The organism is Bacillus thuringiensis, from assembly GCF_001182785.1.
Classification (GTDB): Bacteria; Bacillota; Bacilli; order Bacillales; family Bacillaceae_G; genus Bacillus_A; species Bacillus_A thuringiensis_S.
Genome location: NZ_CP012099.1, coordinates 4,040,121 through 4,063,136 on the forward strand (window position 1 = coordinate 4,040,121; position 23,016 = coordinate 4,063,136).

The following is a 23,016-nucleotide window of genomic DNA, read 5'->3' on the forward strand; positions in this document are numbered from 1 at the left end:
CTTTAATGTATCACTGCGTCACAAGTTCATGCTCTTCCAAAAATTTCGTATTAAACTCACCTTTTACAAAATCAGGATGATCTAGCAATTGCAAATGGAACGGGATTGTTGTATGTACGCCTTCAATGACAAATTCACTAAGTGCGCGCTTCATTTTTGCAATTGCCTCTTCACGTGTTTTTCCGTGAACAATTAATTTAGCAACCATCGAATCATAGAAAGGTGGGATTGAATATCCCGGATATACAGCTGAATCGACGCGAATACCAAATCCTCCTGGTGGTAAGTACATTTCTACTTTACCTGGAGATGGCATAAATTTTTTGGCAGGGTTTTCCGCATTAATTCGACATTCAATTGCCCAACCATTAAATTGTACTTCTTCTTGCTGTAACGATAACTTTTCTCCTGAAGCAACAAGAATTTGTTCTTTAATTAAGTCCATTCCCGTTACCATTTCAGTAACCGGATGCTCAACCTGAATTCTCGTATTCATCTCCATGAAATAAAAGGTTTTCGTTTTATATTCATAAATAAACTCAACCGTACCAGCACCTGTATAATCAACCGCTACCGCCGCTTTAACTGCCGCTTCGCCCATCTGCTTGCGAATATCTTCATCAAGTGCAGGTGATGGACTTTCTTCTAATAGTTTTTGCAAACGGCGCTGAATTGTACAATCACGCTCTCCTAAATGAATGGCATTTCCGTGTGTATCTGCCATTATTTGAATCTCAACATGGCGGAAATCTTCAACGTACTTTTCTAAGTATACACCAGGGTTCCCAAAAGCGGTACTAGCTTCTTGTTGTGTAATTTGAATTCCTTTTATAAGCTCTTCTTCATGGCGTGCAACACGAATACCTTTTCCGCCGCCACCTGCAGTCGCTTTAATAATAACTGGATATCCAATTTGATTAGCAAGCTCGATCGCTTCTTCGGTATTTTTAATAATTCCTTGTGAACCTGGTACAATCGGAACCCCTGCTTCTTTCATTGTATCACGAGCAACGTCTTTTGTGCCCATCTTTGAAATAGCTTCTGGACTTGGACCGATAAAAATCAAGTTACATTCACGGCATAACTCTGCGAAATCTGCATTCTCTGCTAAAAATCCGTATCCCGGATGAATAGCATCGCAGCCTGTTAACTTCGCAACGCTAATAATGTTCGTCAAATTTAAATAGCTTTCTTTCGAAATCGTTGGTCCTACACAATACGCCTCGTCTGCAATCTGTACGTGAAGTGACTCTTTATCTGCTTCTGAATAAATTGCAACTGTTTCAATATCCATTTCTTTACAAGAACGAATAATTCGTACAGCAATTTCCCCACGATTGGCTATTAATACTTTTTTTATCATCACAAAGACTCCCTTATTACGCTTTTACAAGAAATAGCGGTTGTCCATATTCAACAAGCTGTCCGTTATTAACAAGAATTTCAACAATTTCGCCCTCTACATCAGCATCAATTTCGTTAAATAACTTCATAGCCTCGACAATACATACGATAGAATCTTTCGATACTCTATCCCCAACACTTACATATGGAGGTGTATCAGGCGAAGAAGAAGAATAGAATGTACCTACCATCGGTGATGTGATCTTATGTAGATTTTCATCTTGCACAGTTTTCTTCTCTTCTTGTTTTGGTGCTTCTGCTTGCGCTGCTGCTACTGTCGTTTCAACTTCAACAGGCGCTACTGGTTGCATAGCTTGTTTTGCTGCAGGTGCTTGCACAGCAACAACTTCATTACCACGCTTTTTCATTTTGATTGTTGTACCGTCTTTTTTGTATTCAAATTCATCAATATTAGAGCTATCAATTAATTTAATTAATTCACGAACTTCTTGAATTTTAAACATGTAAAATCCACTCCCATACTCTTGTTTGTCCCGTTTTTACAGATTCTCGTCACGAAAACTAGATTGACTGTAAAAATACGATGTATTCTATTAGAAAATATATTTCATTAACTAATAGAAATATTTACTATTTCCATCTTACGATAAATTTTTTAAACATTCCAATTTATATTTCTTTATAATAAATCGAAACTCCTGTAAAAATATTATTCCAATAAAAATTTAATACCTAGTAATAATACCAAGTTTCACATGAAATTGGCAAGACCACTTCTTAAAAAACATTCACTACTTTAGCAAAACGTTACACAGCAAACATGCCATTCCCTCTCTACTCTTCACCACACCTATAGTCAATAACATATTTTTACCAAATATTATTTTTTTGTTTACACGCCGTTCATCATTCCTTCATATAAGAATAGTATGTTCAAAGTGTAGAAAATATATTGTGTCGAGGTGTGGAAATATGATATGGCTCATTCTCTTTTTACCTGCCGTAATCGTTTGGGCATGTGTTCTTTGCATCCACGTCAAATCCGGAAAAAGTAATCATCAGTACCATGAACCATTAATCTTTTACTCGCAACGTGTTTCTCCATTCCGAGTTGAACATAGTAAAAATAACTACAAAGACGAAATAGAAAAAAGCTATCGAAAATGATAGCTTTTTTCTATTCACACATTTACTTACATACTCTATTTTACTATTTGCATACCCTTTGCTTAGTAAAAGATAATAATCCGCAGGGAAATCCCTGCGGATTAAAGTTTCACTTATTTCGCTGGTGGATCAAATTTCACACCTACATCTTTTGATCCGCCTTCACTTCTTACAAGTTGAATAATTTTATTTGCTTCTTTCTGTGAATGTTTTGCCGCTTTAACCGTTACTCTAATATCAGTACCATCAGCTCTTACAAGAGCATCTGGATATCCTCCTTGAGATTTAATTACTGTCTCAAGTAATTCTTGCTTCGTTTCCATTGTAGTGATTGCATCAAAGTTATCTTTCGCTTTACTCTTTTCTGTTGCTGAAGATTTCGAAGAATTCATCACTTCTTGTAATTTCGCTTTCGCTTCACTACGTTGATCTTCCATTTGCATACGTAAAGCTGTGAAATTCTCATCACTTGATTGAACTGATACATTGCCCTCTTTTTTACTTGTTTCTTTTTTAGTATTTTCTTTTTTGTCTGTTTCTTTATTCGTTGTTTCCTTGCTTGTATTTTCTTTTTTCGGAGTTTCTTTAGGTGCTTCGTTTGTTACTGCTTTATCAGTACCTTGTTTTTCTTGTCCAATCTTTTCACCTGTTGCTGGCGATGCTGTATTCATTTTGTCAGGAGTTGTCACGTAATACACCGATAGTACAACAACTAAACTTAACATCGTTAATAGCCAAACTGTTTGTTTTTTTAACACTTTATTTCCTCCCTATCAATTTTTCGGTGAAACTGAAACGCGATGGGCCGGTACATCTAGCAGCCTTATCACAGCTTCTTTTACCATTGCTTTAACTTGTATATTATCCACTCCCTTTGCTACGACAAGAACACCACGTACTTTCGGCTTCTCTGTCCGTAAAACAACGGGAGTTTCTTTATCACCTTCACGTATAATGACAGTCTTTTCATCAAGAGACTCGTCCTCTACTTCCCTCTTACCGCCTGTTTTATCTGTTTCACCTGTTGTTTGTGAGCGTTTCACTGTATTTTTTTCTAAAATTTTTTCTTCAGATGAATCTAAATTCACCTTAATCGTTACGTCTTTTACTCCTGCTATTTCTTCTAAAGCAGCTTTTAATTCTTGTTCATACGCTTTTTCATATTTTTCTACATTTGACATACTATCATTACTTTTTTGTCCAAAAGTTGGTACGTCTTTTTCTTGGTTTTGAGTTTTTTGTTCTTTAAATACAGGTACTTCTTCTTTTTTACTTGAAAAGAGACTACTAGAAAACATAAGCAAAATTCCAAGTATGAGTAGGACAAGTAAAAACTTAGGTGTTACCTTTTTACCCTTCTCGTTGCTTTCTTTTTGATCCCCATTCAATAAGTTTCGAAAAAATGAGAACTTCGAATTTTTATCTTTATTGTCCATTTACTCTACCTGTCCTCCCTTCCATTTGAACTTGGATTTGTTTACCCTCTAGTTGCCACCTGCTTGAAAAGAAATCTTTCATTTCTACATTCGTTTCTTCCACTTTTTTTGGAGGCTCTTTCGTGTTAATTTCAATTGGCTTTACTGTTTCAATTGCATCATTTTTACTACGTTCTTTTTCTTTCAACGTCACAACAACAGATTGAATATCTTTCGCTGACTTTACTTCTTCTATATTTTCTGCTGCGACTATTTGTATTTCAGAGACAGTCATACCATACTTTTTCTCAAACTCTTTTCCTACTTCTTTTTTCATTTTGGTAGCCATCTCTTCTAAACTATATGCACGTGTTAGAGCTTGTATTTCTTTTTTCTTCGAATCTATTGAATTTTTTACAGATCCTTCTGCTACGTACTTTTCTTCATTAAAATTTGCAATTACTTCATTTACATCTGTCTGCAATAGTTTAAAAAGAGGCGTTAAAATTAATACAACTAACAAAAGACTTACAACGAATTTAACGTACTTTTGCAAATTCGAATTTGGAAGAATAAGATGAAGCATTGTCGCTAAGAGCAAAAAAACGATAATATTTCTGATCCACTCTGTAACAAATTGCATACTCTTCACCTCCTACCGCATCATAAGTGTAATATTCCCCGCAGCAATAATAATTGTAATACTTAAAAAGAACATAAATGATACGATAGCTAAGCAAGCAAATACGTAAATGATACTTCGTCCAATAATGTCTAAGCATTGAATAATTGCTCCGCCGCCAACCGGTTGCAATACTGCTGCTGCGAATTTATAAATAAATGCGATACAGAAAATTTGAATCGCTGGAAAAGCAACAATTAAACATAAAATGACGAGCCCAATAATTCCGACTGTGTTTTTCAATAATCCTGATGCGCTAATAACAGTATCTGCCGCTTCCGTAAACATCCTTCCAACTACTGGAATGAAGTTTCCTGTTACAAATTTAGCAGTTTTCACAGCTATTCCATCAGCAACGGCTGTTGCTGTTCCTTGTACAGATAATACTCCTAAAAAAATTGTTAAAAAGACACCGATAATCCCTACGCTAACGTTTTGCAGAAGCTTGGATAATTTCGTCACTTTATATTGATCACTCATTGTACTTACAATACTTAATATCGTTGCCAGTAATAAAAGTGGTAGAACGATATAATTCATAAGAAGCCCACTCGTATTCATTAAGAAAATGATAACCGGATGAAAAAATGATACAGATACAACCCCGCCCCCAGTTGCTATAAGCGCCAGCAAAATTGGCAATAACGCTAATATGAAATCTACCATTGTTTGTATCGTTTCTCTTGCATATGTCATAACGACATAAAAACTATTTAAAGCAAAAATAATAAGTACCATATATACAACAGCATCAGCAATTTTACTTACGCTACTTTTTGAAAAAGCGGATTGCAGTGATTGCAACAATGCACTAAAGATTGTGAGCATAATAAGTGTGCCAAGCAGTTTTCCATTAGCAGCAAGCTCATGAAATAAATATTTTAATAACCCTATCATCCACTCTTTTAGAGAGAATTCTTTTTCTCCCTTTACAAACTCCATAAAGCTCCCTTTTTGACTCTCTGGCAAATAGCCTCCATATTTTGTAACAAGCCCGTCCCAAAATTGCTTCACATCTTCAATTCCGAGCTTATCCAATTGTTGATCAACGACGTTTGTTTCTACAGGAGAAGCTTGTACAACAACCGGTAAAGAAAAGAAAAGGAAGCAAGCAAATAGCAGCTTAGCTCCAAACCTCCTCAACATTCACTCCCCCTTATCCCGTCGGTAAAAATCCGAGAATAGTTTCAATTACAACCGTCAAAATAGGAATCGCCATAACGAGAATTAAGATTTTCCCAGCAAGTTCAATTTTCGAAGCGATGGCACCTTGACCAGCATCTTTTGTAATTTGGGCTCCAAACTCAGCAATATAAGCAATTCCAATAATCTTTAGTAACGTTTCCACGTAGACGTTACTAACTTTCGCTTCACTTGCTACTCTCTCAATCATTTGTAAAATGGAATGAATTTGATCGATTAAAATAAGAAACATCACGCTACCTACGAACACAATAAATAAAGATGTAATACTAGATTTATGCTGATTCAAAACAGCAGCTAAAAACGTAGCAACGAGGCCTAATCCGACAATTTGTATAATTTCGATTCGAACCGCCTCCTTTACTGGAAGAGAAAGACACTTTTAATCTTGTCAAATAGCGTATTAATTAAAAATGCAACATGAAATAAAATGACGACAAAACCGACAAGGATAACCCAATTTGCAATATCCTCCCGCTTTAATTCTTTTAGTACAGTATGAATGAAAGCTAAAACAATGCCGATTCCGGCGATTTGAAATATTAATCCAACATCAATGGACATCGCCTTTCTCCCCCCTATAGCAGTAAAATTACAATAAGTAGCCCTGCTAGTACCCCTAAGCTCTTGATCATTTTTTCGTATTGCAGTTGTAATGCTTTCGCTTCTCCTTCTTCTCTCTCCAAATGTGTAATACATAAGCGAATATGTTTTTGTTGTGATTCACGATCATGTTGCCCGAGCGTTTCACCAAATTGCTGCAGTATTTCATACTCAGTTTGTTGAAATGCGGTTAACTTCCAGTTCTCTTTCAAACTATCTATCCACGCTTCTCTTACTGTTTGTTCTCCACTTTCTAGTTTTTTAGCGAAACTTTGAAATATCCAATTTAATGGCTTCGGCATTTGTTTCACTAATCGCTCGGCCGCTTCAGATAAAGGTGTGTGTCCATACATAATTTCTGCTTCTAATGATTGTAATGCCGCCTTTAATAACCTAAGTTGCCGCGGTCTCTCACTGTACCTTTTAGCGTATGAAAATCCGAAAAAGGTGCTGACAGCAACTATTAATACCGCACCAAATATTTTCACCATACGCCTTCTGCCTTTTTATGAGGTAGTACTGGTTTTCCAGCTCTATCTTTCACTTGCATTACCGTTCCTGGACCTCTCGCTTTTGACAATTCCACAAACCTGTCAAACACGCCAAGTTCCAGCACCGCTTTTAGTGATGGCCGCTTTACAACATCTTCATAGGAAAATCCGTGTGCACTTATAAAAAGCTGAACACCTGCATGCACCGCTTCCATAATTGCTTCACTATCTTCTTTACGGCCAATTTCATCTACGATCAAAATATCAGGACTCATAGAACGAATCATCATCATCATTCCTTCAGCCTTTGGACATGCGTCTAACACATCGACTCGTGTGCCAAAATCATATTGCGGGATTCCTTTCACACAGCCAGCAATTTCTGACCGTTCATCAACAATCCCCACTTTACAGGAAGGAATTTCCGAAGCACTTACCCCTTGACTCATGCAGCGTGCCACATCTCTTAAAAGTGTCGTTTTTCCCGTTTGTGGAGGGCCAATTACCATCGTGTTTAACCATCTTGTTTCATACAAATATGGCAAAAGCGGTTCAGCAATTCCTATTTTTTGACGAGCGATACGAATATTAAAGGAAGAGACATCACGAATCATTTTCACTGCGCTTTTTTCTGTAATGACTTTTCCCGCTAACCCGATTCTATGCCCCCCGCGAAGCGTCACATACCCACGTTTTAATTCCTCTTCCATCGTATAAATTGAGAATTGACTTAACTTATTCAATAAGTAAATAGCATCCTCTGCAGTAGTGATATAGTCATAAAAAAATACCTTTCCATGTGCAATACACTCTAGCGGTCTTCCAATTCGAACACGAATTTCCTCTAAAGCATCGTATTGCTTACATTCTTCAATTAAGTACTTCATCGTTTTTGGTAAAACTTCTAATACCTCTTTCATCGGCTTCTCCCCACTATACTCGACTTACTATTTCAGTAATGCGATAAAAATACAGCAAATTCCAAGCGCTAGAAAAAAGAGCTTCAAGAAAGAAATTTCACTTGCTACACTCGCTATCCCAATTGTCATTGTTAAAATTAATACGGTAGGTCCAACAAACGCTAACATACCATTTATAAACAACGCTTTCTTCGCATCATTCACATAAAGCATAAGCAAAGCAGCAAATATCTCCGCACTACCTGAAAATAATCGAAGTGCTCCCATAACAAGCACGGATGTTTCCATTGCCGCTAGCCACTGTTTCATTCTTCCACCTTCTCCCGTAACAGTTACTAACTTCATATTCTAAAAAAAAATATATTTGTACAACCATATGCAGAGGTTGTCTATTTCAGAAGCAAAAACATAACTTTTCTCTAAAGCCCGCATTCTAATCTGAATATTCATATTGTTTTGTGGTATATTATGGTATATTTAGTTTAAAAGGGGTATAAGCCATGCAGCACGTCACTTTATTACCACTAGATTTATGCTATACAAATGTGATTTTCGAGCTATCAAGTGATCCACATATAAAAAATGCATTAGGGCTAACGGTAGAAAACATCGAAGACACGAAAACATTTCTTCTTTTCGCAATAGAAGAAGAACGCCAAAAGAAATCATTATCGAGAATGATTGTAAATGAAGAGAATGAAATAATTGGCCTCACCACACTTAAACATATTAATAATGAGAAGAAGCAATCTCACATTGGTAGTTGGCTCGGCTATCCGTACTGGGGAAAAGGCTATAACGAGGCTGCTAAAAAAGAAATCTTTAAAATCGCTTTTTTAGACTTACAACTTTCCTACGTATTTGCTGGTGCTAAAACGAATAATATCCGCTCGTTAAAAGCACAAGAAAAACTACCTTATATTTCATTGCATGTGGAAAACAAGTTTCCAGACGAACACGCTGCACTAGAGAAAGAAGTAAAGTCGACTTGCTCTTTGCATGTCGTGTCACGTGAAAATTTTTTAAACTGGTTGGAATTACAGAGTGAGGAGGAAAAATATGAAGGCATTGAAAATTAGTTTAACCGTTGTAGTAGAATTAGCTCTTATTTATCTTTTTTCATTGTTGGTCGGTTGGTCATTTATAGAGACCTTTTTCCTTGGTAGTTTAGCAATATTTGCAATTATGTGGTTAATTATTATGAGTAACCATAGAAATAACATTACAGATCACGCAATAAGTAAAACATTAACTGGCGTTGAGACTGGCGAAATAAAACCATTTCAAATTGTTTTGACTCCATCTATTATGGCTACTCTTTCACTTGTTTTAGTAAGTTTTATTATAACCACTATTTACTATCTACCCTATTTCCTATAAAAAAAGCACTCGTGATTATCACGAGTGCTTTTCTACTATGCACGAGAAACGTATTTACCTTCACCAGTGTTGATGATAAGCATTTCGCCTTCGTTAATGAAGATTGGTACTTGTACAACAAGACCAGTTTCTAATGTAGCTGGTTTTGTTACGTTAGAAGCAGTATCACCTTTAATACCAGGCTCTGTTTCTGACACTTTTAATTCAACTGTATTCGGAAGTTCAACACCAAGTACTTCGCCTTGGTAAGTCATGATTGCTACTTCCATGTTTTCTTTTAGGAATTTAAGCTCGCGCTCGATTTGGTTTTCACCAAGCTCGATTTGCTCATAAGTTCCGTTATCCATAAATACGTGAGCCTCACCGCTTGCGTATAAGTATTGCATACGACGGTTTTCGATGTGTGCTTTTTCTACTTTCTCACCTGCACGGAATGTTTTCTCTTGAACAGAACCTGTGCGAATGTTACGTAGTTTAGAACGAACGAATGCAGCACCCTTACCTGGCTTTACGTGTTGGAAATCAAGTACTTGCCAAAGCGCATTGTCCACTGAAATTGTTAAACCTGTACGAAAATCGTTTACTGAAATCATGTAAAAAAATCCTCCTGTGTATTACAAAATAATAAGTTCTTTTGGTGATTTCGTAATTACTTCATTACCTTCACTTGTCACAATGATATCATCTTCAATACGTACGCCGCCAATACCTGGAATATAAATACCTGGTTCTACTGTTACAGCCATACCTGGTTCAAGTACTGTATCAGAACGGAACGCTAAACCTGGTGCTTCATGGATTTCAAGACCTATTCCATGACCAGTAGAGTGCCCAAAGTATTCACCATATCCTTTTTCCGTTATGTAGTCACGCGTTAGCGCATCAGCCTCGCGACCTGTTAAACCAGCTTTAATACCGTTCACACCACGTAGTTGTGCTTCTAAAACGATATTATAAATTTCTTTTAATTTATCAGATGGTTCACCGACTGCAATCGTACGAGTAATATCAGAGCAATATCCTTTATAATAAGCGCCGAAGTCTAATGTAACGAAATCTCCTGTTTCTATCACTTTTTCAGATGCCACGCCGTGCGGTAATGCCGAACGAAGACCTGAAGCAACGATAATATCAAACGAAGAAGATGTTGCTCCTTGTTTTCTCATGAAAAATTCAAGTTCATTTGACACTTCAATTTCAGATACTCCCGGGCGAATGAATGATAGAATATGCTCAAAGGCAGCATCTGCAATCTGTGCAGCTTCCTTTAATATCTTAATCTCTGAATCAGTCTTTATCAAGCGTAACTTTTCTACAAGTCCAGAAGTCGGGATAAATTCAGCATCAATCGCTTCCTTATGCGCTGAATAAGAACTATATGTAAGAGTATCTTGCTCAAAACCAAGCTTTTGAATTCCAAGCTCTTTCACTTGCTTTGCCACTTCATCAATGATTAATCCTGCGTGCTGTACAATCTCATATCCAACCGCTTGTTTACTTGCCTGCTCGACGTAACGGAAATCTGTAATAAATTGAGCACGATCTTTTGAAATAAGAACTACACCTGCTGTTCCTGTGAAATTAGCCATATATCTACGACTATGTTCATTTGTTAACAAAATACCGTCAATGCCAGCCTCATCAAACGCACTTCGTAATCTTTCAATTTTCTCCATTACTTTATGCCTCCCTCAATTTCTCCATTAATGCAAATAACGCTAACTTATAGCCATAAAAACCAAATCCAACAATTTGTCCTGCACAAACAGCTGCCGTCACAGATTCGTGACGGAACGATTCACGCTGATGAATGTTAGAAATATGTACTTCAATAACAGGAATCGAAATGCTCGCAATGGCATCACGAATCGCATAGCTATAATGCGTAAATGCTCCTGGATTTAAAATGATCCCTTCATATATATCTTCCGCTTCATGAATAATGTCGATAATGGCACCTTCATGATTCGATTGGAAACATTCTAACTCCACTCCCATTGTTTCTGCTTCTTGCTTCATATCTGCTTCAAGTGTCGCTAGCGTGCCCTTCCCATATACATTTACCTCACGAACACCGAGGCGATTTAGGTTAGGACCGTTTACGAGGAGTAACTTTTTCATATTCTTAAAACTCCTTAATATTAAATATCTATACAATATTTTAACATAGGAGTTACTTATTTGAATAGTTCGTCTTCTCTTGCCCTTCTTGTTCTACTTTATTGCTATTTACTGCGTAAGAAACAGAATATGCTATAAACACACCATACAATATAAAAATACATATTGTCGTCACAATTGTCTCTTTTGGTAAATGGAGCGCACTTTTAATAACAGGGGCCATTAAACCCATCCCAAAAAACAGCAATGCCCACCAAAATAGCCCATAAATAATTCCCGGAATAACCCCTTCAAACTTCGCAAAAAATGCTTTATACAAAAAGGCAATCAAAATTGAAAGAAGTCCCATACACACTATTCCTGACACATTGCCCCATACACCTTCTTTCCAACTTCCAAACGCAAATGGTAAAAGGAAATAATTCGGTCCCGCCTCCGTAAATGAAAATATATGAAGGAAATACCATATCCCGCCCCAAAAGATTCCACCAAACAAACCAATCTGCACAAAATTCCTTGTTCCTAATTGTTCTTGACTCACATCGACACCTCCACTCAATAGTATGCCCGAAACTATTTTGAAGCATGTTTAAATCCTGCGAAATTTGTCTATAAAAAGAATAAGAAATGTCCGACTCTCATAACATTTTCCCTTGTCATCTACTTGTATTTGCCGATAAAATAAAGGAAACTCGGTGATTGTCTTATTTCAAAACGACAGAACCCAGTATGACAATTGCCTCTTTTTCTACATAAGAGAGAAACAAATACAGGTTGGTGTTAACATGGCAGAAGAGTCAAAACAAATATATGGCGGGCAAGCGGTCATAGAAGGAGTTATGTTTGGCGGTAGAGAATATACTGTTACAGCGGTTCGTCGTAAAGATAAATCGATTGAATTTTATCGATTACCACGCGTTCGTAATAAAGTATTATCTACGCTGAAAAAAATTCCATTTTTACGAGGGATTGCCGCTATTGTGGATGCAAGTGCGAATGGAGCAAAGCATTTAAACTTCGCTTCAGAACGATTTGACGTCCACCCAGAAGATGATGAACAAATTGCAAATAAAAAAGAAGAACAATCAAAATTAACGATGGTATTAGGAGTTGCAGCGGTTGGCGTTTTATCTTTCATATTCGGTAAAGTCATCTTCACAGCAGTTCCTGCACTATTAGCTGAATTAACGAGACCGATTTTCCCATCTCATACCGGGCAAATCATTGTCGAAAGTGTCATTAAGCTCATGCTATTATTGAGCTATATATACTTTATTTCTTTAACCCCACTTATTAAGCGGGTATTTCAGTATCACGGTGCGGAGCATAAGGTAATCAATGCTTACGAGAATAACCTTCCTCTGACTGTAGAAAACGTTCAAAAGCAAACTCGTCTCCATTATAGATGCGGCAGTAGCTTTATTATATTTACAGTCATTATTGGAATGTTCGTTTATTTCCTCGTCCCTACAGATCCTCTTTGGGCACGAGTTATAAACAGAATTTTATTAATTCCAGTTGTACTTGGTATTTCTTTCGAAGTATTGCAATTTACAAATCGATTACGAGATATTCCCGTATTACGCGTACTTGGATATCCTGGATTATGGCTACAACTATTAACAACGAAAGAACCAACAGATGATCAAGTGGAAGTAGCAATTGCATCGTTTGAAGAATTATTACGTTTAGAGAACAAACAATAATTATTTAAAAATGGTGTTCAACTCCTTTCCTCATCGTTAATATACTAATTTCAATATATGTTTTTAGGAGGTGTTCCTTATGAATGGTCGTTCGTTTACTTTCGCTATATTTGTGCTTATTATCGGATTGGCAATATTCGGCCTTGTTTCATCTGTTATTACAAATCCCATGGGTGTATTAAGAAATATCGGGTACATGTTACTTGTTGTCGGTATCTTTTATTTGCTATACAAGATGTTTACAAATTCCAGTGGTTCTGCAAATTCGCAAAGCTCATATAAGCGTGCGGCAAAACAATCGAACCGCAAACATGGGAAACAAAATGTAGCACCCCTAGGCAATTCTTTCTTTAAGTCAAATACTTCTAATGACAAAAGTAAAAAAGGGGATTCTTCCACTTTGAAACGAAAAAGAAAACAGTCTCATTTAACTGTCATTGAAGGCAAAAAAAGCAAAAAGAAAGACCGTGCTTCCTTTTAGGAAATACGGTCTTTTTTTATACTTTGAAGCACTTCTTTTAAACTTTTCTCTCTCATACTTTCAATTCGAAGATGATGATTTTCAAATGGTAAATTCCGTGTCACATCATTAGGTACAACAACGCACATTAATCCCGCTGCAACTGCTGCTCTCAATCCATTTAATGAATCTTCAAATACAACAGCTTCAGACGGCTTAATTCCTAACTCTTCTATTGCAACTCGATAAAGAGCTGGATCTGGTTTTACCTTCTCAACATCTTCCCTCGTTTTAATTACTTCAAAATATTCTCGAATCTGTAGCTCTTCTAAAAAATGAATAACCCATTCTCTAGATGAACTAGAAGCTAGTGCGATTTTCAATCCCATTTCTTTCGCTTCTTCTAAATATTCTTTTACCCCGTCACGCGCTTCTGGTATTTTCATTTTCTCTTTATGTAAAGTTGCCACTTTTTCTTTTAATACACTTTTGTTAAACTTCTCTTTTAATTGATCATTTAAATATGCAAAAAGCACCTCATCTGTTGTTCCAATGCATTTCGCAAATTCCTCTAAAGGTAGCTCTCCGCCGTATTCACGAACAGCATCTCTGAAAGAGTGAAACCATATCGTTTCTGTGTCCACAATTAATCCATCAAAATCAAAAATAATTGCTTTCATAATTCTCCCATCCTTTTCGAATTGAAATAAAAAAGGAAACGCCATCCGTTCCCCTTAATTACTTTTCTCTTCATTTGCTTTTTGAACACCACGAAGTGTTTCCACTCGAACCTCATCTTGTTCAAAGTATTGTACTAAATCACCGATACGGTCAATTGATTCCCAACTTAAATGATGTTCAATTCCTTCTACATCATTATAAATTTTGCTTTCATCCACACCGATAATGCGCATAAACTGTTCTAACAATTCATGTCGATATACGAGACGTTCCCCGATTTTTTTACCTTTTGATGTTAATACAAGCCCTCTATATTTTTCATAAATTAGATATTCGTCTTTGTCTAATTTTTGTACCATTTTTGTTACAGAGGATGGATGTACACTAAGCGCTTCAGCAATATCAGATACACGGGCATAACCCTTTTCATCAATCAACAAATAAATTTGTTCAATATAATCTTCCATACTAGGGGTAGGCATCGGTTTCCTCCATCCAATTTCATTTTGCTTATTCCGTACGAAGCAATCAATAAAATGATACACCAGAAAGAATAACGTGACAAGGTGGAAACGAGCCTAAATCTGCAAAAGTGAAAAGAACCTGCATTCAAATACAAGTTCCTTTCATGTAAAATATTGAATTTCTGCTTCAGGAAAAAAGTGATGAATATATCCTCGAATCGTTTCTTCCAATACTTCTGCATCATCTTTTTTATATACATATTTCCCAATTCCATATCGTCCCCATTTATACTTTCGCTTCTCTTCATCCATTTCAAGCTTCGTATTTGGATAACGCTCTTGAATAACCTTTTTTGCTGGTTTCGTAAAACGATGCTGAATTAATTCAAACGTTAAATTTGGTATCGTCATATCTTTCAGCGCATTGTACAGTCGTTCAAATAATTCACGGTATCCTTCTTCCCATCCCTCATGCATATAAAGTGGTGCAACTATAAAACCAAGTGGATAACCTGCACCTGCTACTTTACGAGCCGCCTCAATTCGCTCTTCAAACGGCGATGTCCCTGGTTCAAAATTTTTAATTACATATCGTGAATTTATACTAAACCTGAAACGAGTTTTCCCATTATGCTTTGCATCTAATAAATGATCAACATGCGAATATTTCGTAACGAAACGTAAACGCCCATATTCACTTTCTCCAATGAATTCAATCGCCCGCTTTAATGCATGTGTTAAATGATCAATCCCAACAATGTCTGATGTACACGCCGCTTCAAATCTTGTTATTTCAGGTTCTCTTTCATCCATATATTGCTTTGCCTTCTCAAATATTTCATCGAGATTCACATACACGCGAACGTAAGGCTTACTCCCAAGTGTCGTTTGCAAATAACAATAATGACAATGCCCCATACACCCTGTTGCGAGCGGGATTGCATATTCAGCTGACGGTTTTGACGTATCAAACTTTAATGTCTTCCTCACCCCAACGACAAGCGTTGCCTTTGCATTACGATACTTTTGCAAATCATTTTCTCCTGGTAAATTTCTAATTTGATTATGTGATGTCGTTTCACGAATCTCTAGTCCCATCTTCGTAAACTTCTCATAAAGCTCTTTTCCAAGCGGATATTCAAGTGCCTTTGGTTCAAAGTAAATGAGTTTTGGCATAAATGGTTTCATGTGCTTCCCTCCCTCTCGTTAGTATGGGAAACGTTGAAAAATTAACACTCATTAAAGTTTTCCACTTCAGTAACTTGCGTTGCAAGTTACTGAATGTTATAATTTGGATAACAACTACCTTGCAACGCAAGTTACCTGAGTAAAAGGTGGTGAAATCATGCACAGCCAAATGTTAAAAGGTGTACTAGAAGGTTGCATCCTATACATCATTTCACAAGAAGAAGTGTACGGATATGAACTGAGCACAAAATTAAATACACACGGCTTTACATTCGTAAGCGAAGGAAGCATATATCCGTTATTGTTACGTATGCAAAAAGAAAAATTGATTGAAGGAACATTAAAAGCCTCCTCACTTGGTCCAAAGAGAAAATATTATCACGTAACGGATAAAGGATTAGAACAGCTTGAAGAATTTAAACAAAGCTGGGGAATGGTTTCTACTACGGTAAATAACTTATTACAGGGGGAGTGATGAGGATGAATGCCCAAGACATGGTTGAATTGAATAATAAAAAACGTGAGCTTCTAACTTCCGAAAACGAAGCTGCTTATGGCGATATGTTAGTATATCTTCGAATATCAAACGTACCTCAGCAACAAATGGAGGAACTTTTACTAGAAATATTAGATCATCTTATCGAAGCACAAGCAGAAAATAAAAGTGCTTACGACATTTTCGGTAATGATTTACAATCTTATTGCGATGAACTTATATCAGCTTTACCAACCCAAACAAAGTTAGAAAAAACTTCTTTAATTGGATTTTCTATTAGCTTACTTCTTGTTATACAGTTTGGAATCGATGCAATTGTTTCTTTTTTTATTTTAACTTTTGGAAATACTGCGGAACAATTAACCCCAGTTTTTAGTATCCCTGGAACTACTTTGTCTGTTTCAATAATTATACTAGGTATACTATTTATTTTATATTTGTTAAAGCGTTACTCCTTTGATCAGAAAATGAATTGGAAAAGAAGAATTCTATTTGGATTCGCATTTGCTACTCCATTTTGTTCCGCTGTATTCTTAAATATTTATTTCCAAAAGCAACCTTATCTCATTTATCATCTAACCTTTTGGCAAAACGCTTTAATTGCTATCTTATTTTTTATTTTATATAAATTACTATATAAAAAATCAAATTTTTAACAGCCCTTCAAAAGGCTGTTTTTTCTTCTGTCTAATTTTACAAATTGAAAAATTTCATAAAGAAAATAAGAAAAATGCAAAATAATTAAAGTTAATTGTTGACGTGATGCTTTTATTATCGGTATCATAAATCTTCGTGAGCAATTATTTTTCGTTATACGATTTTTTTATTATTACTGAATTTTTGAGAGGAGAAATTAGATGTCAGTTAAGAAGAAAACGCAAGTACGCACCGGCAAAATGGTACGTGAACTAATGTTAGCAGACGAAGATGTAAATGCTTCGCTAATTATGGTATATAGTGAAAACGGTGTAAACGCAGAAATTAAAATCGAGGGCTTAACGCCGAAATGTAACGAAGAATTATTTTTGAGCGGAAACGTGGATTGGAACAAGAGTGTTATTTATAAAATTGTTGATTTCACTGGAAACGCTGAAGTTGGTAAAGTTACATTAACAGCGATGAACAAAAACAATGTTTCTCTAGAAATTGAACGCGTTATGTGGAGTAAAGAAAATAAAGAAGCTGCCGAGCAAGAAGAAACACAGGTAGAAGCAGCACCGAAAAAAGAAGTAGTTGTAGAAGCTCCAAAAGCAATTACACCTGCTCCTAAGCCTGTTACGCGTGTGGAAACACCTGCTATGGCACCTAAACCTACTCCGGTACCGACACCGAAGCCAGTAAGCGTAGAAGCGGCTGTAGAACTAACTACTCCAGCACCTGTGAAAAAAGTAGTCCCTACTCCAGTTACAAAGCAAGAGACAGCACCGGTTGCTCCTGCAAAACCGAAGCAGCCTGCTTTGACTGAAACAAATTCAAAACTACAAGAAAATTATGTTAAACTCGTGAAAAAGACAATTGAAGTTTGTCAAGATTACGAGCTTGGCATCGACATAGATGATTCTATTGAAAGCTTAAAAGAAGAACTACAAAGCCAAGGTATTAGCGTTACATTTGATAAAGAAATTATGGACGTTGTAAGTCGTCTTCGTTCTTTACAAGATAAAGGAATCAAAGTAGAAAAAGTACTTAATTTACTATAAAAAAATAAGAGGTGGCAATTGCCATCTCTTATTTTTTATAATTCCACTCATTACTTTCATACTTTTCTTTCGCTAACGTTTGAACTTCATGTAACTGTTCTTCTGTTAATTCATATGGAACAAGTTCTACATCCAATCCTTTTTCAAACCCAATTTCAAACGCTTTAATTAACTGTTCTATCGTAAATGTACGGTCTGTTAATTCATTAATTGCTACTGCTTTAGAAGAGAACATACTCTTCATACGTTCCTTCACACGTTCATTTGGGAATAAAAATAGATCATATAGTTCATCTAAATCAATTTCTAATGGAATCGATCCATGCTGTAAAATAACACCTTTTTGACGTGTTTGAGCACTACCAGCAATTTTTCTTCCTTCCACTACAATTTCATACCAAGATGGTGCATCAAAACATACACCTGAACGTGGATTTTTCAAATTTTCACGATCTGCTTCTGTTTTTGGAACTGCATAATATGCTTCTAACCCTAATGCCTTAAAACCATCTAATAAGCCTTGCGAAATAACACGATACGCTTCTGTAACTGTTTTTGGCATATTCGGATGATCTTCAGACACAATAACACTATACGTTAACTCTTTGTCATGTAGTACACCCCTGCCGCCTGTTTGACGACGAACGAATCCATATTTCTTTTCGTTAACTACATCCATATTAATATCTTTCTCAACACGTTGAAAATATCCAACTGTTAATGTTGGTACTTCCCATTCATAAAAACGAATTGTTGGCGGCATTTTCTTTTCACTTTGCCAACTTAACAAACATTCATCTAACGCCATATTAAATGCCGGTGAACATTGACCAGAGTTAATATAACACCATTTTTCTTTTCCCATCCTGCACCTCATATAACCAATTATTTTTCACATTCTCTAGTCTACCAAATTCGACAAAATTTGTGAAAGAATACGAAATTTCTTCTTATATGCAAATGAATCTGTTGCATAAATACATATGGGCATTATAATATTGAAAGTAGGATAAGAAAAAAGGGAGCGATAGAATCGTGTCAACAACTTGGATTATTTTATTAGCCGTAATCGTAGCATTTATCGGCTACACTGTATGGATGTACTTCTATCAGAAAAAATTAATTAAAACTCTTACAGAAGAAGAATTTCGCGCTGGCTACCGTAAAGCACAGCTTATCGATATTCGTGAAACAGACGAATATAACGCAGGGCACATTTTAGGTGCACGTAACATTCCGTTATCACAAATTCGCCTTCGCCATAAAGAACTTCGTCAAGATCAACCTGTTTACTTATATTGCCAAAGCGGATTCCGTACAGGTCGTGCAGCGCAATACTTAAAAAAACAAGGCTACAAAGATTTCTACCAATTACAAGGTGGATTTAAATCTTGGACAGGCAAAATTAAAAAGAAATAATAACATACAAAAAACTAGCTGAATAAATCGGCTAGTTTTTTCATTTCATCTTGTTCGCAATGTATAATAAATTCTGCTTAATCGTTTCTTTATCGTTCTCTTCTACATTCCGATACAATAGCTGATATTCAATTCCTTTCTCTTTCCATATAAGCGTAGCAAATTCGTCACCACGTTCATAATCATCTTTATTTTTAAAATAAGCAGACGTTCCATTATTCAGTTTCATTTGTTCTTGAAATCGCTTCTCTTCCACGAGATCCGGAAAACTATAAGGAAAGTTCGCGACATTTAACTCAATATACTCATTTCGACCTGGCTCCTGCTGTTTATATTTAATCGTTAAGACAGCGTTCTTTTTCCCAAGCGTTCTTACTTCACCCTTCACATCACTTGTAATGTCGTACGGTAAAAACGTTGGAACTTTAAACTTCACCGGAAAATATTTTGGAAGTTCCTTTAGCGGAATAGGATCCGTAACACGATCCATAGCTCCTCCTGTTGTTCCCACAAAGTGTTTTTCTTCTTGCATCGTTTGCTGAAACGAACACGAACTAAGTACAAAACTAGAAAACACGAAACAAATGATTCTTTTTTTCAATTTGTTTCCGCCCTTTCATACCGCTCTCTTAACGAACGAAGCGTTGATATGCTCTTCATATTCGCTTTGTCATTAAACTCCACCTTTGAAAACTTTCCACGTTATTCTCACACATTTTGACAACACTTTTTGCAAACAAAAAAGACCCCTATCATTCTTACGCCCAAGTGAAAAGGTTACGCGAATAAAAAGAAGTCTTATTAATACCATAGTTTGTGAAAAGCTTTTCAGGTCAAGATTTTTTCTTTCTTATTATTTTCCCTTTATAATAAGGGAAAGAGGTGATACATATGGCCAATATAAAACAAATTGCTAAAACTGCTGGTGTATCGATATCAACTGTTTCTCGTGTCCTGAATAATCACCCTTACGTAAAAGAAGAAAAGCGTAAGCGTGTTCTAGATGCTGTTGAAGAATTAAACTACGCAAAAAATATAAATGCTGTCCATTTAATAAGAGGGAAAACATATACAATTGGCGTTATGCTTCCTTTCATTAACCTCCCCTACTTCAGTACCATTATTGAAGGAATCGGTAACGAAGCATTATTAGCTGGGTATCATATTAATTTATGCCAAACAAATTACGATAACCTTGAAGAGATTCGTGTTCTTGAAATGATGAAAATGAAACAATTTGATGGGATGATTATTTGCTCCAGAACGAGCTCTTGGGAACAAATCGAACCTTTCGCAAAATTTGCCCCTATTATTTCATGTGAAAAAATGAACCATCCCCTCATTTCATCCATCTACGTAGATCATTATGAAGGCTTCCGTCTCGGTACTGCCTATTTACTAAGTAAAGGCCATGAAAAAATCGGAATTTGTTTAGCGAGAAAAACAAGTGTAAATTCCATGGAGCGTGAAAAAGCATTCGCCGATACACTTCGTAACGAAGGGAAAACGTTGCATCCTGAATGGATTTTTCACCAATGCTATACAATGCAGGACGGAGCACAAATACTCCATCGTATTTTAAATATGAAAAATCGTCCAACTGCTATTTTCACAGCGAACGATCAAGTTGCAGCTGGTTTATTAACAGAGGCTCGAAAACATGGCATTCGAGTACCTGAAGACCTTGCTATCCTTGGATTTGATAATCATGAAATTTCAAAGGCATTAGAAATTTCCACAATTGAACATCCCGGTCTCGCAATGGGCTCACATGCTTTTTCTTTATTCCATAAGCAGATCCAAAGCGAGCAAATTGTCGGCAGTGCAAAAGAACTTTCATTCCATTTAATTGAGCGAGAGACTGTCTAAAAAGAGCGTTACCTATAACGCTCTTTTTCAGCTCTTCACCTATTGACATTATATTTTCCATCTCATATAATTAACCTAACGAACGGTAGGTAGGGGATGAAAATGACAGCAAACCGCATTAAAGCTGTAGCACTTTCTCATTTCGCACGCTACGGCTATGAAGGAACTTCATTGGCAAATATTGCTCAAGAAGTTGGGATTAAAAAACCATCGATTTACGCACACTTTAAAGGAAAAGAAGAGCTATATTTCATATGCTTAGAATCTGCTCTTCAAAAAGATTTGCAAAGCTTCACAGGCGATATCGAAAGCTTTTCCAATTCGTCCACTGAAGAATTGCTTTTAAAATTATTAAAAGGCTATGCAAAACGATTTGGTGAAAGTGAAGAATCAATGTTTTGGTTACGAACTTCTTATTTTCCGCCTGATGCATTTCGCGAGCAAATTATTAATAAAGCAAATGTACACATTGAAAACGTCGGAAAACTTTTATTCCCTGTATTTAAAAGAGCAAGCGAACAAGATGAGCTGCATAACATTGAAGTAAAAGACGCCTTAGAAGCTTTTCTATGCTTACTCGACGGTCTTATGGTTGAACTACTATACGCAGGTTTAAATCGTTTTGAGACACGTTTAGACGCTTCTTGGAAAGTATTTTGGCGCGGACTTTCAAACTGACGGATTGCTCCTTTGCAATGCGTCGTTTTTAAGCCCTTTACCTAACGACTGGTAGGAAGGAGAAATGACATATGGCATGGATTTATGTAATCATCGCTGGTATTATTGAAATCTTTTGGGTGATTGGACTAAAAAAAGCGGAGGCACCACTTGAATGGGCTGGTGTTGCGCTATTAATTACAATTAGTTTCGTCTTATTATTTAGAGCTTATAAAGATTTACCTGTCGGCACTGTATACGCAGTCTTCACAGGAATTGGGGCTGGCGGAATCGTTCTGACAGAGATTTTCGTCTTCGGAGAACCTTTCTCTATTGTAAAAGTATTATTAATTGGTTTAATCTTCTTCGGAGTAATTGGTTTAAAACGAGTAACAGAAGAAAAAGAAGCGAAGGAGGCCGCATAAAATGGCTTGGGTATTTTTAATTCTAGCTGGTATTTGTGAAATTATTGGTGTACTCTTTATGAAAGTAGCCACTGAAAAGAAAGGCTGGGCACCAAAAGTTATTTTAATCGCTAACTTCGCAGTAAGTTTCTTTTTCTTATCTCTTGCGATGGACACGTTACCGATGGGAACTGCTTACGCGATTTGGACTGGAATCGGAACTGCCGGTAGTGCACTTCTTGGTATTCTTATTTTCCGTGAATCAGCGGATTGGCGTCGTCTTGCTTTCTTAAGCTGCATTTTATGCGGCGCTGTTGGCTTAAAACTATTAAGCTAACGTGAGGTGAATGTCATGTGGAAAGAAAAAGGGAAGCAAATGTTAGCATGGATTACACTCGGGATTGTCATTCTATTGCAAATAAGTTTTCATATAATAGAATGGTTGTTTCATAAAGTAGTATCCATTCTCACATTCCTTCCTAACATGACACTTGAAATTATATCAATCGTTTGGTCCATTATTGCCTCCATTGCAATCGTCATTATATGGAGTATCGCCAAGCTATGGAATAAGTTATTTAAAAAGGACAGTACTTCTGAAAAAGAGTAACTGTCCTTTTTTATA

34 protein-coding genes are annotated in these 23,016 nt (G+C 36.4%); 14 read left to right on the top strand and 20 right to left on the bottom strand.

Translation table 11 applies throughout. The features are described 5' to 3' along the window. Window positions 1-10: 10 nt before the first annotated feature. Both accC and accB read right to left on the bottom strand, forming a co-directional pair. A complete protein-coding gene (gene accC / locus AC241_RS20735; RefSeq protein ID WP_050844507.1) occupies window positions 11-1,363 on the bottom strand; it encodes an acetyl-CoA carboxylase biotin carboxylase subunit in 1,353 nt (450 codons plus the stop codon). Between the two features lie 16 nt (window positions 1,364-1,379). Then, window positions 1,380-1,868 (bottom strand): acetyl-CoA carboxylase biotin carboxyl carrier protein, encoded by a 489-nt coding sequence (accB, locus tag AC241_RS20740; protein ID WP_000472863.1) that lies wholly within the window; start codon window positions 1,866-1,868, stop codon window positions 1,380-1,382. A 469-nt stretch (window positions 1,869-2,337) separates the two neighbouring features. On the opposite strand from accB, the gene AC241_RS20745 reads away from it, so the two are divergent. Then, window positions 2,338-2,532 (top strand): hypothetical protein, encoded by a 195-nt coding sequence (locus tag AC241_RS20745; RefSeq protein ID WP_002000935.1) that lies wholly within the window; start codon window positions 2,338-2,340, stop codon window positions 2,530-2,532. Between the two features lie 113 nt (window positions 2,533-2,645). Here AC241_RS20745 and AC241_RS20750 read toward each other — a convergent pair whose 3' ends face one another. The 9 genes from AC241_RS20750 to AC241_RS20790 are packed head-to-tail and all read right to left on the bottom strand — an operon-like array spanning window position 2,646 to window position 8,155. After that, entirely contained in the window at window positions 2,646-3,290 is a 645-nt protein-coding gene (locus AC241_RS20750; protein ID WP_000914711.1) for a SpoIIIAH-like family protein, read from the bottom strand. Between the two features lie 15 nt (window positions 3,291-3,305). Continuing rightward, entirely contained in the window at window positions 3,306-3,968 is a 663-nt protein-coding gene (gene spoIIIAG / locus AC241_RS20755) for a stage III sporulation protein AG (RefSeq protein ID WP_000368888.1), read from the bottom strand. Beyond that, window positions 3,958-4,590 carry a stage III sporulation protein AF gene (gene spoIIIAF, locus AC241_RS20760; RefSeq protein ID WP_029443282.1) on the bottom strand — a complete coding sequence of 211 codons (633 nt, stop codon included), beginning with the start codon at window positions 4,588-4,590 and terminating at the stop codon, window positions 3,958-3,960. Before spoIIIAF ends, spoIIIAG begins: the two co-directional genes overlap by 11 nt. A 12-nt stretch (window positions 4,591-4,602) precedes the next feature. Next, window positions 4,603-5,775, bottom strand: coding sequence for a stage III sporulation protein AE (gene spoIIIAE / locus AC241_RS20765; protein WP_000946113.1), 1,173 nt, complete (start codon window positions 5,773-5,775; stop codon window positions 4,603-4,605). A 10-nt stretch (window positions 5,776-5,785) separates the two neighbouring features. Beyond that, window positions 5,786-6,169, bottom strand: coding sequence for a stage III sporulation protein AD (gene spoIIIAD, locus AC241_RS20770; protein ID WP_077393170.1), 384 nt, complete (start codon window positions 6,167-6,169; stop codon window positions 5,786-5,788). A 23-nt stretch (window positions 6,170-6,192) separates the two neighbouring features. Continuing rightward, a complete protein-coding gene (gene spoIIIAC, locus AC241_RS20775; RefSeq protein ID WP_000020914.1) occupies window positions 6,193-6,396 on the bottom strand; it encodes a stage III sporulation protein AC in 204 nt (67 codons plus the stop codon). 14 nt (window positions 6,397-6,410) lie between these two features. Next, window positions 6,411-6,926 (bottom strand): stage III sporulation protein SpoIIIAB, encoded by a 516-nt coding sequence (spoIIIAB, locus tag AC241_RS20780; RefSeq protein ID WP_016080319.1) that lies wholly within the window; start codon window positions 6,924-6,926, stop codon window positions 6,411-6,413. Further along, a complete protein-coding gene (gene spoIIIAA, locus AC241_RS20785; protein ID WP_050844508.1) occupies window positions 6,920-7,846 on the bottom strand; it encodes a stage III sporulation protein AA in 927 nt (308 codons plus the stop codon). Before spoIIIAA ends, spoIIIAB begins: the two co-directional genes overlap by 7 nt. Before the next feature lie 27 nt (window positions 7,847-7,873). Next, on the bottom strand, window positions 7,874-8,155 hold the full coding sequence (locus tag AC241_RS20790) for a YqhV family protein (protein ID WP_000816050.1): 282 nt from the start codon (window positions 8,153-8,155) through the stop codon (window positions 7,874-7,876). 191 nt (window positions 8,156-8,346) lie between these two features. On the opposite strand from AC241_RS20790, the gene AC241_RS20795 reads away from it, so the two are divergent. Then, on the top strand, window positions 8,347-8,925 hold the full coding sequence (locus AC241_RS20795) for a GNAT family N-acetyltransferase (protein ID WP_050844509.1): 579 nt from the start codon (window positions 8,347-8,349) through the stop codon (window positions 8,923-8,925). Beyond that, window positions 8,906-9,226 carry a hypothetical protein gene (locus AC241_RS20800; protein ID WP_029443285.1) on the top strand — a complete coding sequence of 107 codons (321 nt, stop codon included), beginning with the start codon at window positions 8,906-8,908 and terminating at the stop codon, window positions 9,224-9,226. Before AC241_RS20795 ends, AC241_RS20800 begins: the two co-directional genes overlap by 20 nt. A 35-nt stretch (window positions 9,227-9,261) precedes the next feature. On the opposite strand, the gene efp is transcribed toward AC241_RS20800, so the two are convergent. From efp to AC241_RS20820, 4 genes are read right to left on the bottom strand one after another with little or no spacing between them, the layout of a single operon-like run. Further along, window positions 9,262-9,819: an elongation factor P gene (gene efp / locus AC241_RS20805; RefSeq protein WP_016080316.1), complete on the bottom strand. Its 558-nt coding sequence runs from the start codon at window positions 9,817-9,819 to the stop codon at window positions 9,262-9,264. Window positions 9,820-9,840: 21 nt separating this feature from the next. Next, window positions 9,841-10,902, bottom strand: coding sequence for a Xaa-Pro dipeptidase (gene pepQ, locus AC241_RS20810; RefSeq protein WP_000411037.1), 1,062 nt, complete (start codon window positions 10,900-10,902; stop codon window positions 9,841-9,843). Between the two features lie 4 nt (window positions 10,903-10,906). After that, on the bottom strand, window positions 10,907-11,347 hold the full coding sequence (gene aroQ / locus AC241_RS20815; protein ID WP_000735140.1) for a type II 3-dehydroquinate dehydratase: 441 nt from the start codon (window positions 11,345-11,347) through the stop codon (window positions 10,907-10,909). Between the two features lie 52 nt (window positions 11,348-11,399). Next, window positions 11,400-11,888, bottom strand: a complete 489-nt coding sequence (locus tag AC241_RS20820; protein ID WP_016080314.1) for a YqhR family membrane protein — start codon at window positions 11,886-11,888, stop codon at window positions 11,400-11,402. Between the two features lie 244 nt (window positions 11,889-12,132). Between AC241_RS20820 and AC241_RS20825 the strand changes: the two genes are divergently transcribed. After that, window positions 12,133-13,053: a DUF1385 domain-containing protein gene (locus AC241_RS20825; protein WP_000807121.1), complete on the top strand. Its 921-nt coding sequence runs from the start codon at window positions 12,133-12,135 to the stop codon at window positions 13,051-13,053. Window positions 13,054-13,132: 79 nt separating this feature from the next. Then, window positions 13,133-13,534, top strand: a complete 402-nt coding sequence (locus tag AC241_RS20830; protein WP_016080312.1) for an SA1362 family protein — start codon at window positions 13,133-13,135, stop codon at window positions 13,532-13,534. Here AC241_RS20830 and AC241_RS20835 read toward each other — a convergent pair. From AC241_RS20835 to splB, 3 genes are all read right to left on the bottom strand, one after another. Further along, on the bottom strand, window positions 13,531-14,193 hold the full coding sequence (locus AC241_RS20835) for an HAD family hydrolase (RefSeq protein WP_029443288.1): 663 nt from the start codon (window positions 14,191-14,193) through the stop codon (window positions 13,531-13,533). The two genes, AC241_RS20830 and AC241_RS20835, sit on opposite strands and share 4 nt — an antisense overlap. A 54-nt stretch (window positions 14,194-14,247) precedes the next feature. Further along, entirely contained in the window at window positions 14,248-14,676 is a 429-nt protein-coding gene (gene mntR / locus AC241_RS20840; protein ID WP_001143080.1) for a transcriptional regulator MntR, read from the bottom strand. A gap of 144 nt (window positions 14,677-14,820) precedes the next feature. After that, window positions 14,821-15,846, bottom strand: a complete 1,026-nt coding sequence (gene splB, locus AC241_RS20845) for a spore photoproduct lyase (protein ID WP_050844510.1) — start codon at window positions 15,844-15,846, stop codon at window positions 14,821-14,823. Between the two features lie 157 nt (window positions 15,847-16,003). On the opposite strand from splB, the gene AC241_RS20850 reads away from it, so the two are divergent. From AC241_RS20850 to AC241_RS20860, 3 genes are all read left to right on the top strand, one after another. Next, the gene (locus AC241_RS20850) at window positions 16,004-16,321 is read left to right on the top strand and encodes a PadR family transcriptional regulator (protein WP_043935933.1); all 318 of its coding nucleotides are present in this window, start codon (window positions 16,004-16,006) and stop codon (window positions 16,319-16,321) included. A 5-nt stretch (window positions 16,322-16,326) separates the two neighbouring features. Beyond that, a complete protein-coding gene (locus AC241_RS20855; protein ID WP_048563837.1) occupies window positions 16,327-16,998 on the top strand; it encodes a DUF1048 domain-containing protein in 672 nt (223 codons plus the stop codon). Between the two features lie 201 nt (window positions 16,999-17,199). Beyond that, window positions 17,200-18,042, top strand: coding sequence for a hypothetical protein (locus AC241_RS20860; RefSeq protein WP_043935934.1), 843 nt, complete (start codon window positions 17,200-17,202; stop codon window positions 18,040-18,042). A gap of 28 nt (window positions 18,043-18,070) precedes the next feature. Here AC241_RS20860 and AC241_RS20865 read toward each other — a convergent pair whose 3' ends face one another. Beyond that, window positions 18,071-18,907, bottom strand: coding sequence for a lipoate--protein ligase family protein (locus AC241_RS20865; RefSeq protein WP_000514092.1), 837 nt, complete (start codon window positions 18,905-18,907; stop codon window positions 18,071-18,073). A 170-nt stretch (window positions 18,908-19,077) separates the two neighbouring features. Between AC241_RS20865 and AC241_RS20870 the strand changes: the two genes are divergently transcribed. Further along, window positions 19,078-19,461, top strand: coding sequence for a rhodanese-like domain-containing protein (locus AC241_RS20870; RefSeq protein ID WP_000108654.1), 384 nt, complete (start codon window positions 19,078-19,080; stop codon window positions 19,459-19,461). 40 nt (window positions 19,462-19,501) lie between these two features. On the opposite strand, the gene AC241_RS20875 is transcribed toward AC241_RS20870, so the two are convergent. Further along, window positions 19,502-20,038, bottom strand: a complete 537-nt coding sequence (locus AC241_RS20875; protein ID WP_033657529.1) for a hypothetical protein — start codon at window positions 20,036-20,038, stop codon at window positions 19,502-19,504. Between the two features lie 314 nt (window positions 20,039-20,352). Between AC241_RS20875 and AC241_RS20880 the strand changes: the two genes are divergently transcribed. From AC241_RS20880 to AC241_RS20900, 5 genes are all read left to right on the top strand, one after another. Beyond that, the gene (locus tag AC241_RS20880) at window positions 20,353-21,330 is read left to right on the top strand and encodes a LacI family DNA-binding transcriptional regulator (RefSeq protein ID WP_050844511.1); all 978 of its coding nucleotides are present in this window, start codon (window positions 20,353-20,355) and stop codon (window positions 21,328-21,330) included. Between the two features lie 96 nt (window positions 21,331-21,426). Further along, the gene (locus AC241_RS20885) at window positions 21,427-22,008 is read left to right on the top strand and encodes a TetR/AcrR family transcriptional regulator (RefSeq protein ID WP_002005730.1); all 582 of its coding nucleotides are present in this window, start codon (window positions 21,427-21,429) and stop codon (window positions 22,006-22,008) included. Between the two features lie 71 nt (window positions 22,009-22,079). After that, window positions 22,080-22,412: a DMT family transporter gene (locus AC241_RS20890; protein ID WP_000312344.1), complete on the top strand. Its 333-nt coding sequence runs from the start codon at window positions 22,080-22,082 to the stop codon at window positions 22,410-22,412. 1 nt (window position 22,413) lies between these two features. Continuing rightward, entirely contained in the window at window positions 22,414-22,728 is a 315-nt protein-coding gene (locus tag AC241_RS20895; RefSeq protein WP_016080306.1) for a DMT family transporter, read from the top strand. Between the two features lie 15 nt (window positions 22,729-22,743). Then, entirely contained in the window at window positions 22,744-23,001 is a 258-nt protein-coding gene (locus tag AC241_RS20900; RefSeq protein ID WP_016080305.1) for a DUF3975 family protein, read from the top strand. Window positions 23,002-23,016 lie beyond the last annotated feature (15 nt).